The sequence below is a fragment of the Luteimonas sp. MC1828 genome (assembly GCF_016461615.1).
Lineage (GTDB): Bacteria > Pseudomonadota > Gammaproteobacteria > Xanthomonadales > Xanthomonadaceae > Luteimonas.
Genome location: NZ_JAEMNY010000001.1, coordinates 776,522 through 790,767 on the forward strand (window position 1 = coordinate 776,522; position 14,246 = coordinate 790,767).

Here is a 14,246-nt window from a genome sequence, read left to right on the forward strand (position 1 = left end):
ACGCACACCCCCGAACCGCCATACCCGGACGCATTTGATGACGCGATACCCGAAACGCCGCCTGCTCGCCCTCGCCCTGGCTTCGTCGCTTGCGACCCCGGCCCTGGCCCAGCAGCCGGTCGATCCGCAGGCCGCATTCGGCTTCGCGCCGCAGCCCGCCGCGCCGGCCACATCCGCCATGACCCGCGGTGCCTTCACGGTCAGCGACATCCGTGTCGACGGCCTGCAGCGCATCGGCGCCGGCACCGTATTCACGTACCTGCCGATCGAACGCGGCGATACCGTCGATGGCAGCCGTGTCGGCGACGCCATCCGCGCGCTCTACAAGACCGGGTTCTTCGAGGACGTCCGCATCGGTCGCCAGGGCGACATCCTGGTGGTGACGGTGACCGAGCGTCCCGCCATCAACAAGCTGACGCTTGCCGGCAACAAGGACATCAAGACCGAGGACCTCACCAAGGGGCTGCGCGACATCGGCCTGTCCGAGGGCGAGACCTTCGACCGCCTCGCGCTCGACCGCGTGACCCAGGAACTGACCCGCCAGTACAACAACCGCGGCAAGTACAACGTCGAGATCACGCCGACCGTGTCGCCGCTCGACCGCAACCGCGTCGACGTGACCATCAACGTCAAGGAAGGCAAGGCGGCCAAGATCAGCCACATCAACCTGGTCGGCAACGAGACCTTCGACGACGAACAGCTGACCGACAGCTGGGAGTCCGGCGAGAGCAACTGGCTGAGCTGGTACCGCCGCGACGACCAGTACTCGCGCGAGAAGCTCGAGGGCGATCGCGAGAAGCTGCGCAACTTCTACCTCGACCGCGGCTACGTCGACTTCAGCGAGGACAACATCCAGGTTGCGATCAGCCCCGATCGCCGCGAGATGTACATCACCGCCGGGCTCACCGAAGGCGAGGTGTTCACCGTCGACAAGGTCGAGGTGACCGGCGACACGGTGCTGCCCAAGGAGGAGATCCAGAAGCTGGTGCTGATGCAGTCCGGGATGTCGTTCTCGCGCGCCCTGCTCGAATTCAGTTCCGACCAGATCACCGCCACGCTCAGCAACATCGGCTACGCCTTTGCCCAGGTCAACGTGATCCCGGACATCGACCGCGAGAACCGCAAGGTGTCGATCAACCTGCAGGTCGTCCCGGGCCCGCGCGTCAGCGTGCGACGCATCGTGTTCAAGGGCAACTCGCGCACTTCCGACGAAGTCATGCGCCGCGAGATGCGCCAGTTCGAGGGCACGTGGTACTCGCAGGCCGCGATCGACCGTTCCAAGGTCCGCCTGCAGCGCCTCGGCTTCTTCGAATCCGGCAGCGTCAACGTCGAGAGCAAGCCCGTCACCGGCAGCAACGACCTGGTCGACGTGGAGTTCAGCGTCACCGAGACCACGTCGGGCAGCTTCATGTTCGGCCTCGGCTATTCGCAGCTGAGCGGCATGACCACCTCTGTGCAGCTGTCGCAGAACAACTTCCTCGGCAGCGGCAACCGGATCTCGATCGAGGCGCAGCGCAACGTCTACCTGCAGCGCTACTCGTTCTCGTACGTGAACCCGTACTTCACCGACAACGGCCTGTCGCTCGGCTACAACGTCTGGTGGCGCGAGTTCGACAACTCCGAGTTCAACACCGCGCAGTACTCGTCGACCAGCCGCGCCGCGCAGGTCATGCTCGGGATCCCGATCTCCGAACATGACAGCTTCTCCGCCATGTTCGGCATCGACAGCAACCAGATCTTCGCCTTCCGCGGCAGTTCGCCGCAGTCGATCGTCGATTACATCGATGTCATCGGCCAGCGCACCTTCCACGCCTGGCGCGGCGAAGTGGGCTGGGCCCGCGACACCCGCAACGACTTCCTGCAGCCGAGCCGCGGCACCCTGCAGCGCGTCTCGGCCGAGGTCACCCTGCCCGGCTCCACCGCCGAGTACTACAAGCTCAACTACGAGTTCTCCAAGTACTGGCCCATTTCGCGCGCACTGGTGCTCAACACCCGCGCCGAGATCGGCTACGGCGACAGCTATGGCAATGCGCTCCAGGGCATCGTCTTCGATCCCGACTCGCCCGAGGACACGGACGACCTGCCGCAGCGCCGCAACGCGATCGCCGACGGCCTGCCGTTCTTCGAGAACTTCTACGCCGGCGGCGCGCGCTCGGTGCGCGGCTTCCGCGACAACACGCTGGGCCCGCGCGAAACCGCGTTCAACAGCAGCTACCGGCAGGTGATCGGCGGCGCGGTGAAGACCATCGGCGCATTGGAGATGTTCTTCCCGACGCTGCTCGACTCGCCGGCAGCGCGCATCTCGGCGTTCGTCGACTTCGGCAACGTGTTCAAGGACGTCGACGCGTTCGACACCGGCGAGCTGCGTTCGTCGGCGGGCGTGGCGCTGATGTGGCGCGCACCGGTCGGCCCGATCTCGATCAGCTACGCGTTCCCGCTCCGCAAGAAGGAAGGCGACGAGATCGAGCGCCTGCAGTTCACCTTTGGCGGCGCGTTCTAACGGCGGGCATTCCATGCACTCGACGACGACCCTGACGGCGGCGGCGCTGGCCGAGCGCTTCGGGCTGGTGCTGCGCGGTGACGGCGAGACCGAGGTCGACGCGGTCGCCACGCTGTCCGGCGCCGGTCCGAGGCAGCTGTCGTTCCTCTCCAACCCGCGCTACCGCAGCCAGCTGGCGGGCTCGGCGGCGGGCGTGGTGGTCGTGGGCGAAGCCGACGCCGATGGCCTGGGTCGCACCCTGCTGGTCGCCCGCGATCCCTACGTGGCGTTCGCGCACATCGCGGCACTGTTCGATCCGCCGCAGGCGCCGCGCCCCGGCGTGCACGCCAGCGCGGTGGTCGAAGCCGGCGCGCGCATCGATCCTTCCGCCGAGATCGGCCCCTTGGCTTTCATCGGCGAACGGTCGGTGGTCGGCGCCGGCGCGATCGTCGGGCCTGGCTGCGTGGTCGGCGAGGATTGCGTGGTCGGCGCGGGCAGCCGCCTCGTGGCGCGGGTCACGCTGGTACGCCGCGTCCGCCTTGGCGAACGCGTGCTGATCCACCCGGGTGCCGTGCTCGGCGCCGACGGCTTCGGGCTGGCGATGGACGGCGGCCGCTGGATCAAGGTCCCGCAGCAGGGCGGCGTTGTGGTCGGGGACGACTGCGAGATCGGCGCCAACACAACCATCGACCGCGGTGCCATCGAAGACACCGTGCTCGAGGATGACGTGCGCCTCGACAACCAGATCCAGGTCGGCCACAACGTCCGCATCGGCGCGCACACCGCGATGGCCGGCTGCGTGGCGGTTGCCGGCAGCGCGGTGATCGGCCGCTACTGCCTGGTCGGCGGCGGCGCCGGCATCGTCGGCCACATCACCGTCTGCGACCGCGTGGTGATCACCGCGATGGCGCTGGTCACCAGTTCGATCGACGCGCCGGGCGAGTATTCTTCCGGCACGCCATTGATGGACAACCGCAGCTGGCGCAAGAGCGCCGCTCGCTTCAGGCAACTCGACGCGCTGGCCCGGCAGGTGCAGCGACTCGACAAGGAGACACCATGACACCACCCGCCGTGCAGCTGCCGATCGGCGTCAACGCGATCCGCACCATGCTGCCGCACCGTTATCCGTTCCTGCTGGTCGACCGCGTGGTCGAGTTCGAGGCGCACAAGCGCGTCCTCGCCTACAAGAACGTCACGGTGAACGAAGCCTATTTCCAGGGGCACTTCCCCGACCGCCCGGTGATGCCGGGGGTGCTGGTGGTCGAAGCACTCGCGCAGGCTGGCGGCGTGCTCACGCAGCTGTCGCAGGGCGGCACCGCCGAGGGCCGCCTGTCGTACCTGGTCAAGATCGACAACGCGCGCTTCTCGCGCATGGTGGAACCGGGCGATCGCCTCGACCTCGAAGTCACCATCAAGCGCGAGATCCGCAACATGACGCTCTACTGTGGCCTCGCCAGCGTCGACGGCGAACAGGTCGCGAGCGCCGACATCCTGTGTGCCGAGGTCAAGGACTGAGATGGCCGCCACGACGATCCACGCCAGCGCGGTCGTCGATCCTGCTGCGCGGATCGGCGAAGGGGTCGACATCGGCCCGTTCACCTTCATCGGCGCCGGCGTCGAGATCGGCGACGGCAGCCGCATCGGCGCCCACTGCAGCATCCAGGGGCCCACCCGCATCGGGCGCGACAACCATGTCCACGGCCACGCCGCGATCGGTGGCGAGCCGCAGGACAAGAAATACCGCGGCGAGCGCGTCGAGCTTGAGATCGGCGACCGCAACGTCATCCGCGAGTTCGTGACCATCAGCCGCGGCACCGCGGGCGGCGGCGGTATCACGCGCATCGGCGACGACAACTGGTTCCTCGCCTACGCGCACGTGGCGCACGACTGCATGGTCGGCAGCCATTGCGTGTTTTCCAACAACGCATCGCTCGCCGGCCACGTCTCGGTGGGCGACCACGTGATCCTCAGCGGTTTTGCCGGGGTGCACCAGTTCTGCCGGGTCGGCGACCACGCGTTCGTCGGCATGGGGGCGTTCGTCAACGGCGACGTCGCGCCCTACCTGATGGTGGCGCAGGACGGCTACGGGCGGCCGCGCGGGATCAACGCCGAAGGCCTGAAGCGCCGCGGTTTCGACGGCGAACGCATCGCCGCGATCCGCCGCGCCTACCGCGCGGTGTACATGTCCGGCGACAGCCTCGATGACGCGCGCGCCAAGCTCGCGGCGATGGCCGCCGACAGCGAGGACGTGCGGCGCATGCTCGCCTTCATCGAGGCCGGCGAACGGCCGCTGCTGCGGTGAGCGCGCGCGCGCCGCGCTTCGCGCTGGTGGCCGGCGAGGCCTCGGGCGACCTGCTCGGCGCGGGACTGGTCGAGAGCCTTCAGGCGCGCTTTCCGGATGCCGTGTTCGCCGGTGTCGGTGGCGATGCGATGCGCGCGGCCGGCGTGGACACCTGGCACGACGCCGGCGAGCTGGCGGTGATGGGCCTCAGCGAAGTGCTGGCGCACCTGCCGCGACTGCTGGCGCTGCGGCGCGGACTGCGCAAGCGCCTTGTCGACTGGCGTCCGGACGTGTTCATCGGCATCGATGCGCCGGATTTCAACCTCGGGCTCGAACGCCAGCTCAAGGCGCGCGGCATCCGCACCGTGCATTACGTCAGCCCCTCGGTCTGGGCCTGGCGCCAGGGCCGCGCGGCGAAGATCGGGCGCAGCGCCGATCGCGTGCTGTGCCTGTTCCCGATGGAGCCGGCGATCTACGCCCGCCACGGCGTGGACGCGCGCTTCGTCGGCCACCCGATGGCCGACGCCATGCCGCTCGAGCCGGATCGCGCCGCCGCCCGCGCACGGCTGAGCCTGTCCGCAGATGCACCGGTGCTGGCCGTGCTGCCCGGCTCGCGGCTCGGCGAGATCGGACGCCTCGGCCCCGCCTTCCTCGCGGCGGCCGCTCTGGTCGGGCAGCGCATACCCGGCCTGCAGGTCCTGGTGCCGGCGGCCAATGCCGCCTGCCGCGCCGCGCTGTCCGGCCTGCTCGCGGATCCCGCACACGCCCTGCCCGGCGCACACCTGCTGGACGGACAGGCGCGCGACGCGATGTTCGCCGCGGACGTCGTGCTGCTGGCCTCCGGCACCGCGACGCTTGAAACCATGCTGGCCAAGCGGCCGATGGTGGTCGGCTACCGGATCTCGCCGACCACCCACGCCATCGTCAAGGGCCTGGGCCTGCTGAAGGTCGACCGCTATGCGCTGCCCAACGTGCTGGCCGGCGACACCATCGCCCCGGAACTGATGCAGGACGACTGCACGCCGGAGAAGCTTGCGGATGCGGTGCTGGCCTGGTTCGCCGACCCGGGTGCGGTCGCGGCACTCGCGCCGCGCTACCGCGAACTGCACCTGATGCTCCGCCGCGACGCTTCGCGCGAGGCCGCCAACGCCGTGGCCGAACTCGTGGATGCGCGCCACCACGTCGCCGCGGGCGGCACGGCGCCCGCATGAGGCAGCGCCCGCCACGCGCCGGCGGCATCACCCGCAGCGGCGATCATTCCTGCGCCGCCGAGGCGACGCTGCTGGTCGCGGGCGTGGACGAAGCCGGGCGCGGCCCGCTGGCCGGCCCGGTCGTGGTCGCTGCGGTGGTGTTCGATCCCGCACGCCCGCGCGTCAACGGACTCGACGACTCCAAGCAGCTTTGCGCATCGCGACGTGAAACCCTGTACGCGCGCATCGTGGAACGCGCGCTGGCCTGGCACGTGGTGACCATCACCGCCGCCGAGATCGACCGCCTCAACATCTACCAGGCGACGATGCTGGGCATGCGCCAGGCCGTGGAAGGCGTCGCCCATGCCGCCGGCTGCGCGCGCATCGACGGCAACGCGCTGCCGCAGGGGCTGCCCTGCCCGGCCGAGGCCTGGGTCGGCGGCGATGCGCGTGACCGCAGCATCATGGCGGCGTCGATCCTGGCAAAGGTCACGCGCGACCGCGCTCTGCAGGCCCTCCATGCGCGCTATCCGCAATACGGGTTCGACGCGCACAAGGGCTATGGCACGCCCGCGCACCTGCATGCGCTGCGCGCGCACGGCCCCTGCCCCGAGCACCGCCGCAGCTTTGCGCCGGTGCGTGCGGCCGAGGCCCGCGACCTGTTCGCGGACCTCGGCGTGCCAGCCGCCTGATCGTCGCGCGCACTCACTCCAGGACCGGGCTCGCCCGGATCCGGGCCTCGGAAATTCCCGCCGCGCGCGCGCGTTCCAGCGCTTGGCGGGAGGCCTCGCGCATGCCCAGCATGGCCAGGCTCTCGGCGTTGTAGAGCGCGATCTCCGCGCGATCGCCAATGGTCGTGGCGCGCGAGTTCCGCACCAGCTCCAACGCCTCCTCGCGCTTGCCCAGGTTGGCGCAGTACCAGCCCAGCGCGGCCTGCGCATAGCCGTCTCCCTTGTTGATGCCCAGGTAGCGGCGCACGCGCTGCTCCGCCTGCATGTACGCCGCGCGCACCTCCGCGCGCGCGGCGCCGCTGGCGCGCAGGCCGTCGGCCAGGTTGCCCCAGTTGATGTAGTCGTCGGGGTCGAGTTCGAGCGCACGCCGGTACAGCGCGACCGCGCCCTCGTGGTCGCCCGCCTGGCCGCGCAGGAGCGCGAAGTTCGCCAGCACGTCGGCGCTGGGCGTGATCGCGATCGAGCGCTCGAAGGCGCGGGAAGCATCGTCATCCTCGCCCGCCAGCAGGTGCAGGAACCCGAGCGTGTTCCAGTTGCCGGCGTTGTCGGGGTCGAGCTCCAGCGCGCGGCGGTACGCGCGCTTTGCATCCTCCAGGCGCCCGTCGCGATAGGCCTGGTAGCCGATTTCGGCATGCACCTGCGCGTTTTCCGGCGCCAGCGCCAGCGCCTGGTCGAAGTGCTGCCGCGACCGCGCCGCATCGCCGCGCGCTGCCGCGATCTTGCCGAGGCCGACATGTGCAAGCGCCGCGCTCGCGGGCGCACGGCTGGCGGCCTCGAAATGCGCCTGAGCCTTGTCGAACTCGCCATCCACGCGCAGCAGGTTGCCCAGCGCCAGCGATGCCTCCGGCGGCACCGGGACCATCTCCAGCGCGCGCCTGCAGGCCACCAGCGCACGCTCGTGCGCCTTGGCGTCATTCCAGTACTCGAAGCGCCGCGTTTCGGTGGCGCACAGCGCCGCCTGCGCGCGGGCAAACCCCGCGTCCGCGGCAAGCGCGGCGCGGAAGGCATCCGCGGCCTGGCCACTGCGCTCGCGATCGAGCGGAGTGCGCGCGAGCTCGATTCCGCGCAGGTAGGCTTCGAATGCCGCCACGCTGCGGGTCGGCGCGAGGCGCTGCCGCAGCGACTCCCGCTGGGACGGCACCGCGCCCAGCATGGACTCGACCACTTCGCCGGCGATCGCGCCCTGGGTGTCGAACAGTTCCGACATCGCGTGTTCATAGCTGCGGCTCCACAGCACGTAGCCGGTGCCGGTATCGCTCAGCCGCGCATTGATGCGCACCCGGTCGCCATCGCGGCGGACGCTGGCGTCGAGCACGGCGCGGACGTCGAGCATGCGCCCGAGCTCGCGCACGTCGACGTCGCGACGCGGATCAGCCGGGTCCATCAACGCCGCCACCTTGAGGCCCGGCACCGCGGCCAGCGCATCGTGCATTTCCACCGCGAGGCCCTCGGCAAACCACGCATCCTCGGCACTGCCGCCGAGCATGGAGAACGGGCGCAGCGCGATCGTTGCCGTGTTCGGCCCCGTCGCCTCCGGAGGGGCCAGGCGCCACCACGCCGTGGCGATGATCACCAGGAGCATGGCAACCCCTGCCACGCGGAGCCACGGCGATCGGCCCGCGCCTCGCTCCTCCGCCAGGTCGTGTACCGATGAAATTTCCACCAGCGACGTCTCGTCGGAAATTTCCTCCGCGGCAGGCAGCGCTGCGGCGGGATGGACGTCGGGAACGCACATGAACCGGTAGCCGACCGCATGCAGGGTCTGGATGTAGCGCGGATGCTCCGCATCGTCGCCCAAGGCCTTGCGCAACTGCGCGACCACGCGGTTCAGCACGCCTGGCGTGACGTGGCGATGCCCCCATACGTGGTCCAACAGCTCATCGCGGGGAATCGCATGGCCGGGATGCGCAAGCAGTACCAGGAGCACCGCATAGGCCTTGGGCTCCAGCGCCACGGGCCGCCCACCGCGCATGACGCGGTGTGCGCCGGTGTCGACCTCGACGTCGCCGAACCTGTAGATGCGTGCGTCGTCCGCCATGGCAATGCCGGCCCTGTCCCGCCCAGCAGTGAGCCCCGGTAAGAACGTGGGAAGCGGACTGAACCGGCACACCGCATTCCCTCGCGCTTCCATCATGGTCTCCGTCCATTTCCGTCAAGCTTCCCGGTCGACAGAGGTGGACACTTGGATTCCCGCCCGACGGCGGCTCCAATCCGGAGAACGCCATGTACGTCCATCTCGACTCACTCCCGTTGCCCGCAGCCGATCCGTCCGGTCGCGCGCGCCGCAACCACATCGCCGGCCGCGTCCCCGACCAGCGCAGCATCGAACGCTTCCAGCGGGTCGCCAGTGCGCTGGCAGGCCCCGAGCAGGTGCCGCAACTCGACGGAATCGCCAGTGCGGCGCGCCAGCTGCTGGACCAGCACGCGGACCGCACCAGGCTGTCGGGTATCCGACAGCGCGCGCGCTGCCTGCGGGCCTTGCGCATGCTGGCAAGCGAACCCGCGTGGCAGCTCGATCCCGAACTCAGGGAGCGGATCCAGCTGATCGCGGACTACGCCACCGGAAGCGAACGCCTGTTGCCCGACGCCGTACCGGTGGTCGGTGGCCTGGACTACGCCCTGCTGGTCGACCTGGCCATGCCGCGGCTGATCGATGAACTCGATGCCTATCTGGATTTCCGCCGCCTGAGGATCGAAGAGGCGATCCTGCGCGGTGAACGCCCGCACGAGTTGGCGTTTGGCCGCGACGAATGGCTGGAGGCGCGCCAGGCCGAGTTGCGCTTGCTGGCGCACATCCTGGAACGCGGTCGGCAGACCTACCTGGAGGAAACCGGCGCCCCGCGGTTCCAGGTCCACTGAGGGCGATCTGCGCGGATCGGGCTGTCAAGCCTTGTCCGCGCGGGAGCGGGCACCTAACCTGCGTGTTGCCACGCCGGTCCTGCGATGTCCCCTCGTTTCGTCCACCTCAACCTGCACAGCGAGTATTCACTCGCCGACTCGACGATCCGCATCCCGGACCTCGTCAAGCGCTGCGTGGCCATGGGCCAGCCGTCGGTCGCGGTCACCGACCGCAACAACCTGTTCTCGCTGGTCAAGTTCTTCAAGTCGGCCGAAGGCGCCGGCATCAAGCCGATCGCCGGCGCCGATATCAGCATCGCCGACGGCAGCGACAACCCGGCCACACTTACCCTGCTCTGCCGCGACCATGACGGCTACCTCGCCCTGTCGCGGCTGCTGACGCGGGCGTGGATGGAAGGCCAACGCCACGATGGCGTGGTGGTGCGCCCCGAATGGCTGCGCGAGGACCACCGCGGTCTGTTCGCGCTGGCTGGCCGGCATTCCCCGGCCGGGCAGCTGGTCGCCGCCGGCAAGCACGACCAGGCCGAAGCCTGGCTGCGCGACTGGCGCGGCGTGCTCGATGACGGCCTGCACCTGCAACTCGCGCGCTGCGGCTTTGCCGATGAAGCCGCATTCAACGACTTCGCGCTGCACGTATCCGCGCCCTGTGGCGTGCCGCTGGTGGCCGGCAACGAGGTGCGCTTCCTCGATGGCGACGGCTTCGACGCCCACGAGGCGCGCGTGTGCATCGCCTCCGGGCGCGCGCTCGACGATCCGCGCCGTCCGCACGACCACACCGCCGAGCAGTACCTGAAGTCCGTCGACGAGATGGTGGCGCTGTTCACCGACGCGCCGGACGCGATCGACAACGCCGTGGCGCTGGCCCAGCGCTGCAATCTCGAGCTGCGCCTGGGCACGTACTACCTGCCGGCATTCCCGGTGCCGAGCGACCACACCCTGGATTCGTGGATCCGCAGCGAGGCGCGCGACGGGCTCGACAGGCGCCTGGCCGTCGCCCCGCTGGCGCCCGGCCACGACCGCGCCAGCTACGACGCGCGCCTGGACACCGAGCTCGGCGTGATCGTCTCGATGGGCTTCCCCGGCTACTTCCTGATCGTCGCGGACTTCATCAACTGGGCCAAGGACCACGGCATCCCGGTCGGGCCGGGCCGCGGCTCCGGCGCGGGCTCGCTGGTCGCCTGGGCGCTGGGCATCACCGACCTCGACCCGCTGCCCTACGACCTGCTGTTCGAGCGCTTCCTCAACCCCGAACGCGTGTCGATGCCGGACTTCGACATCGACTTCTGCATGGACCGGCGCGACGAGGTGATCGACTACGTCGCCGCCAAGTACGGCCGCGACCGTGTCAGCCAGATCATCACCTACGGCACCATGGCCGCGAAGGCGGTGGTGCGCGATACCGGCCGCGTGCTCGGCTTCCCGTACGGCTTCGTGGACAGCGTCGCCAAGCTGGTGCCGATGACGCTCGGCGTGTCGCTGGCCGACGCGCTCGGGCGCACCGAGAAGGGGCGCAAGGACGATGCCTGGCGCTCCGACGAACTCATCGCCCGCTACGGCGATGAAGACGACGTCCGCGACCTGATCGACCTCGCGCTGCAGCTCGAGGACCTGACGCGCAACGCCGGCAAGCACGCCGGCGGCGTGGTGATCGCGCCGTCGCCGCTGTCCGACTTCTGCCCGCTGTACGCCGAACACGATGGCGAAGGCCGCGGCCGCAACCCGGTCACGCAGTTCGACAAGGACGACGTGGAAAGCGTCGGCCTGGTGAAGTTCGACTTCCTCGGCCTGCGCACGCTGACGATCATCGACTGGGCGGTGAAGGCGATCAACGAGCGCGCACGCACCGGGGCGGATGCGTCGGCCGCGCCGCTCGACATCACCAAGCTGCCGCTCGACGACAAGGCCACCTACGAGCTGTTCGCGCGCGGCGACACGGTGGCGGTGTTCCAGTTCGAATCGCGCGGCATGCGCGAGCTGCTCAAGCGCGCCAAGCCCGACGTGTTCGAGGACATCATCGCGCTCGCGGCGCTGTTCCGCCCCGGCCCGCTCGGTTCGGGCATGGACAAGGACTGGGTGGACCGCAAGCACGGCAATGCCGTGGTCACCTATCCGCATCCGTCGCTGGAAACGGTGCTCAAGCCGACCTATGGGGTGATCGTCTACCAGGAACAGGTGATGCAGATCGCCCAGGTCCTGGCCGGCTACTCGCTGGGCGGCGCGGACCTGCTGCGCCGCGCGATGGGCAAGAAGAACGCCGCGGAGATGGCGAAGGAGCGCGCCAAGTTCGAGGCCGGTGCCTCCGGCAACGGCGTCGACCCGAAGGTGGCGACGCAGATCTTCGACCTGATGGAGAAGTTCGCCGAGTACGGCTTCAACAAGTCGCACTCGGCCGCCTATGCGCTGGTCGCCTACCAGACCGCATGGCTGAAGGTGCACCACCCGGCGGAGTTCATGGCCGCGGTGCTGTCGTCGGACATGGACAACACCGACAAGGTGGTGATGTTCCTCGACGAGGCGCGCAAGCTCGGGCTGGACGTGCAGCCGCCGGACGTCAACGCGTCGGGGTACATGTTCGAAGCCATGGATGGCGGCACGCTGCGCTATGGGCTGGGCGCGGTGAAGGGCGTCGGCCAGGGCGCGTGCGAGGCGATCGCGGAGGAGCGCCGCAAGGGCGGTCCCTACGTGGACCTGCTCGACTTCTGCCGGCGCGTGGAATCCGCGCGCCTCAACCGGCGCACGCTGGAGGCGCTGGTCAATGCCGGTGCGCTCGACGCGCTGGGCCTCAACCGCGCTTCGCTGACCCTGCAGCTTCCGGAGGTGCTGAAGGCCACCGAACAGCTGGCGCGCGAGCGCGAGGCCGGGCAGGCCTCGCTGTTCGGCGGGTTCGCCGAGCCGCAGGCGGCGGCGCGCATCGAGCTGCGCGAGACCGCGGAATGGCCGCTGCAGCAGAAGCTGGCGGGCGAGCGCGAGACGCTTGGCCACTACCTGAGCGGCCATCCACTGGACCCGTACCGCGAAGAGCTGAAGGGCCTCGTCGGTTGCGACCTCGGCCAGCTCGATGCGCTGTGGGAGTCGGGCGCATCGTCACGCGGCGGCGGCAAGGATGGCGGCCGCGGCGGCTGGCGCCAGGAGGTCACGGTGGTGGTCGCCGGCCAGGTCGCCGGCATGCGCAAGCGCGGCGAGTCGCAGGCGTTCGTGCACATCGAGGACGGGCGCGGGCGCCTGGAATGCGCGTTCTTCTCCGAGGCCTGGTTCGAGAACGCGGCGCTGCTCACCCGCGATCGCATCGTGATCGTCGAAGGCGGGCTGCGCGAGGACGAGTTCAGCGGCGGGTTTTCGCTGCGCGCGCGCCGCGCCTGGGATTTCCAGCAGGTCTGCGAGCAGGCCGCGCAACGCATGTCGCTGCGCCTCGACCTGCGCGTGGCCGGCGTGCTGGAACGCGTCGAGACATTGCTGGCGCGCCACCGTCCCGGCCCCACTCCGCTGCGCTACGACCTGCTTCTCGCCAGCGGGGCGGCCGGCAGCCTCGACGTCAACGGCACGCAGTCGGTGCGCGTGGATCCGGCCATGGTCGGCGAGCTGCGCGCGCAGCCGGGCGTCAAGGCGGTGCGCGTGGCGGTGGGCCCGCGGCCCTGGTCGCAGTAGGCGACGCACTACCGACCGCACGCCCGGGTACGGCCTTCGCGGGCGCCGTCGGCTAGACTGGCCGCTTTCCCGCGCCAAGACTGTCGATGAACCCGAACTACCTCGACTTCGAACAACCCATCGCCGACCTCGAGGCGAGGATCCAGGACCTTCGCCGCGCCGGGTCCGGCTCGGCGGTCAACGTCGACGCCGAACTGCGCACGCTGCAGGACAAGCTGCGCCTGCGCACCGCGCAGATCTTCCGCGACCTGTCGCCGTGGCAGGTGTCGCAGCTCGCGCGCCACCCTGCGCGGCCGTACACCAACGACTACATCCGCTTCATCTGCGACGAGTTCCAGGAGCTGGCCGGTGACCGCGCGTACGCCGACGACCCGGCGATCGTCGGCGGGCTGGGCCGCATCAACGGCCGTTCGGTGATGATCATCGGCCACCAGAAAGGCCGCGACACCAAGGCCAAGGTGCGCCGCAACTTCGGCATGCCGCGCCCCGAGGGCTACCGCAAGGCGCTGCGCCTGATGAAGATGGCGGAGCGCTTCAAGCTGCCGCTGCTGACCTTCATCGACACGCCCGGCGCCTACCCCGGCATCGGCGCCGAAGAGCGCGGCCAGTCCGAGGCGATCGCCCGCAACCTGATGGAAATGGCCGAGCTGCGCACGCCCATCCTGTGCACGGTGATCGGCGAAGGCGGCTCCGGCGGCGCGCTCGCGGTCGGCGTGGGCGACCGCACGCTGATGCTGGAATACAGCACCTACTCGGTGATCTCGCCCGAGGGCTGCGCCTCGATCCTGTGGAAGGACGCCGGCAAGGCGCGCGACGCCGCCGAACAGCTGGGCCTCACCGCCAAGCGCCTGCTGGGCCTTGGCCTGGTGGACAAGCTGGTGCGCGAGCCGATCGGCGGCGCGCACCGCAATCCGAAGCAGATGGCCAAGCGCCTGAAGGCCGTGCTGCTCAACGAGCTCGACGCCTTCGAGGGCATGTCCAGCGACCAGCTGCTGGACAGGCGCTACAAGCGCCTGCGCAGCTACGGCGCCTACGAAGCCGCCTGATCGGTTGGCACGCGC

The 14,246-nt window shown here is 69.8% G+C and carries 10 protein-coding genes; 9 read left to right on the plus strand and 1 reads right to left on the minus strand.

The window, feature by feature from the left end; all coding sequences use genetic code 11:
- Nucleotides 1-37: 37 nt before the first annotated feature.
- The 6 genes from bamA to JHB91_RS03700 are packed head-to-tail and all read left to right on the plus strand — an operon-like array spanning nt 38 to nt 6,642.
- The gene (gene bamA, locus JHB91_RS03675; RefSeq protein WP_199372536.1) at nt 38-2,500 is read left to right on the plus strand and encodes an outer membrane protein assembly factor BamA; all 2,463 of its coding nucleotides are present in this window, start codon (nt 38-40) and stop codon (nt 2,498-2,500) included.
- Nucleotides 2,501-2,513: 13 nt separating this feature from the next.
- A complete protein-coding gene (gene lpxD, locus JHB91_RS03680; protein WP_199471549.1) occupies nt 2,514-3,539 on the plus strand; it encodes a UDP-3-O-(3-hydroxymyristoyl)glucosamine N-acyltransferase in 1,026 nt (341 codons plus the stop codon).
- The gene (gene fabZ, locus JHB91_RS03685) at nt 3,536-3,994 is read left to right on the plus strand and encodes a 3-hydroxyacyl-ACP dehydratase FabZ (RefSeq protein ID WP_199372534.1); all 459 of its coding nucleotides are present in this window, start codon (nt 3,536-3,538) and stop codon (nt 3,992-3,994) included. The genes lpxD and fabZ overlap by 4 nt, the downstream gene beginning before the upstream one ends.
- A 1-nt stretch (nt 3,995) precedes the next feature.
- The gene (gene lpxA / locus JHB91_RS03690) at nt 3,996-4,781 is read left to right on the plus strand and encodes an acyl-ACP--UDP-N-acetylglucosamine O-acyltransferase (RefSeq protein ID WP_199372533.1); all 786 of its coding nucleotides are present in this window, start codon (nt 3,996-3,998) and stop codon (nt 4,779-4,781) included.
- Nucleotides 4,778-5,971 carry a lipid-A-disaccharide synthase gene (gene lpxB / locus JHB91_RS03695; RefSeq protein WP_199471551.1) on the plus strand — a complete coding sequence of 398 codons (1,194 nt, stop codon included), beginning with the start codon at nt 4,778-4,780 and terminating at the stop codon, nt 5,969-5,971. The genes lpxA and lpxB overlap by 4 nt, the downstream gene beginning before the upstream one ends.
- A complete protein-coding gene (locus tag JHB91_RS03700; RefSeq protein WP_199471553.1) occupies nt 5,968-6,642 on the plus strand; it encodes a ribonuclease HII in 675 nt (224 codons plus the stop codon). The genes lpxB and JHB91_RS03700 overlap by 4 nt, the downstream gene beginning before the upstream one ends.
- A 13-nt stretch (nt 6,643-6,655) precedes the next feature.
- Here the strand turns inward: JHB91_RS03700 and JHB91_RS03705 are convergent, their stop codons facing one another.
- Entirely contained in the window at nt 6,656-8,719 is a 2,064-nt protein-coding gene (locus JHB91_RS03705) for a tetratricopeptide repeat protein (protein ID WP_199471554.1), read from the minus strand.
- Nucleotides 8,720-8,904: 185 nt separating this feature from the next.
- On the opposite strand from JHB91_RS03705, the gene JHB91_RS03710 reads away from it, so the two are divergent.
- From JHB91_RS03710 to JHB91_RS03720, 3 genes are all read left to right on the plus strand, one after another.
- Complete coding sequence (locus tag JHB91_RS03710) at nt 8,905-9,540, plus strand: hypothetical protein (protein WP_199471556.1); 636 nt, start codon at nt 8,905-8,907, stop codon at nt 9,538-9,540.
- An 84-nt stretch (nt 9,541-9,624) separates the two neighbouring features.
- Complete coding sequence (gene dnaE / locus JHB91_RS03715; protein ID WP_199471558.1) at nt 9,625-13,185, plus strand: DNA polymerase III subunit alpha; 3,561 nt, start codon at nt 9,625-9,627, stop codon at nt 13,183-13,185.
- Between the two features lie 86 nt (nt 13,186-13,271).
- On the plus strand, nt 13,272-14,231 hold the full coding sequence (locus tag JHB91_RS03720; RefSeq protein ID WP_199471560.1) for an acetyl-CoA carboxylase carboxyltransferase subunit alpha: 960 nt from the start codon (nt 13,272-13,274) through the stop codon (nt 14,229-14,231).
- The last annotated feature ends 15 nt before the right edge of the window (nt 14,232-14,246 follow it).